Source organism: Phyllobacterium sp. P5_D12, assembly GCF_054049495.1.
In genome coordinates this window covers 1-1,929 of record NZ_JBFUMG010000715.1, presented here as the reverse complement: position 1 = coordinate 1,929, position 1,929 = coordinate 1, and the positions used below count along the sequence as shown (strand labels likewise).

Below are 1,929 nucleotides of genomic sequence, written 5' to 3'. Positions count from 1 at the left end.
GTATCTGCACGATGGCGGCACCCATGGACAGCGTGACTGTTTTGCCGATGACATCTTCCTTGGCATCCTCGTGGTCGACCGTGTGATGGATTTCCTTCGTGGCCTTCCACACCAGAAACAGACCACCTGCGATAAGGATAAGGTCGCGCCAAGAGAAGCCGTGCCCGAAAGCCTCGAAGACTGGTTCTGTCAGCTGTACGATGATCGAAATTGTGAACAGCAAAACGAGCCTCAGGATCAGCGCCGCGCTGATACCGAGCCGGCGGGCGCGCGCCTGCTGTTCCTTCGGCAGCTTGTTGGTGAGTATCGAAATGAAGATGAGATTGTCGATACCGAGCACCACCTCCATCACGACAAGCGTGACGAGGGCAATAATGCCTGACGGCGTGTAGATGAAATCGAAATAGGAGAGTAGCGCTTCCATGGGGGTCGTTCCTAAGGTTAGTGGCCCGGATGGTATAGAGGTGCGTGCCTCGACTTAGGTGAGCCCTCTCCTTCGGTCAACTCATTTCCAGAATGATGGAATGGTTTCTTCAAGTCTCGGACCGAGACGCAAGGGAGCGATCTTTTCTGCAAGGCCGGTGCGGTCGGAAATCTCGACCCCGACGCCGCAGATTGTCGCCTTGCCGCTGGCCGCCTCAAACCGGCCTTTCGGCACCTTGGACAAGAACCTGTTGAGCGGTTCTTCCTTGTCCATTCCGAGCGAAGAATCATAGTCGCCGCACATTCCCGCATCGGACATGTAGGCGGTTCCGCCATTGAGTATCTGCGCGTCTGCCGTCGGCACATGTGTATGAGTGCCCACCACGAAACTGGCGCGACCATCGACAAAATGGCCGAAACACTGTTTCTCGCTGGTCGCTTCCGCGTGAAAATCAAAGACCACCGCATCCGCCTGTTCACCGAGCGGACATGCCGCCAGGATTTCTTCGGCTATCGTGAAGGGATCATGCAAATCCGGATGCATGAAAACCCGGCCCATGATGTTGGCGACGAGTACGCGGGCGCCATTTTTGGCAAGGAATATGCCCGAACCTTTTCCCGCCGTCCCCAGCGGGAAATTCGCAGGTCGCAGGAAGCGCTGCTCGCGGGCGGCGAAGACCAGCGCCTCACGCTGATCCCAAACATGATTACCAGTGGTGACGACGTCCGCACCAGCATTGATCGTATCGTGGAAAATCTCTTCGGTGATGCCAAAGCCGCCGGCCGCATTTTCACCGTTGACGATTGTAAAATCGAGTTTCAGATCAGAGATAAGGCCCGGCAATTGCTCATAGACGGCTGTACGGCCAGAGCGGCCCACCATATCACCAAGAAAAAGTAATCTCACGCGCACATCCTGAGTGAGAGCCCGTTCTTCGGGGCTCGTAATTGTTGATTGGCTTTATCGATCTAGCCAAAGCTGCGCAACCCGCTTTCCGTCAGGACGGCCTCCAGCGGCACATCATGCGGTTCATCAGGCACGATTTCTACTTGCTGACAGTCAAAAGCCACGCCGATCAACCGTGGATTGACGCCAATCTCCTTCAGTCGCGCGATTGCCCGGTCATAATAGCCAGCACCATAGCCGATACGATGACCGCGCTCATCGAAAGCGGCTAGAGGAACCAGCATGAACGATGGATCGAGAACTGCAGCATCCTCCGGCGGCCCTACCGTGCCGAAACCCGTCTCGACCATCGGCGCACCGCGCACGAGTTCGCGAAAAAGAATCGTCTGTTTGTCGATGATAACCGGAAGGCACAACCGCGCACCTTTTTCGCGCATATGGAAAAGCAGAGGGCGCAAATCCACTTCCGACCGGATAGGCCAGAAACCGGAGACGTTGGTCCCCGGATCTACAACAAGGGTCGCGACGCCGGCGTCGGCGATCCGCATCGATGCTTCGATCCGATACTCGGTGGGAAGCGCGTCGCGGCGGCCCAGAGC

Annotated in this window: 3 protein-coding genes; all 3 read right to left on the bottom strand. The window is 56.8% G+C overall.

Annotated features, from left to right (window positions below; all coding sequences use genetic code 11):
* On the bottom strand, positions 1-424 hold a 424-nt coding region (locus tag ACXJ5O_RS25615), incomplete at its 3' end, for a TerC family protein (RefSeq protein ID WP_457302363.1).
* Between the two features lie 81 nt (positions 425-505).
* The gene (locus tag ACXJ5O_RS25610; protein ID WP_209999296.1) at positions 506-1,330 is read right to left on the bottom strand and encodes a TIGR00282 family metallophosphoesterase; all 825 of its coding nucleotides are present in this window, start codon (positions 1,328-1,330) and stop codon (positions 506-508) included.
* Positions 1,331-1,392: 62 nt separating this feature from the next.
* Positions 1,393-1,929 (bottom strand): 5-formyltetrahydrofolate cyclo-ligase (locus ACXJ5O_RS25605; RefSeq protein WP_457302362.1); only part of this gene is annotated, 537 nt, incomplete at its 5' end.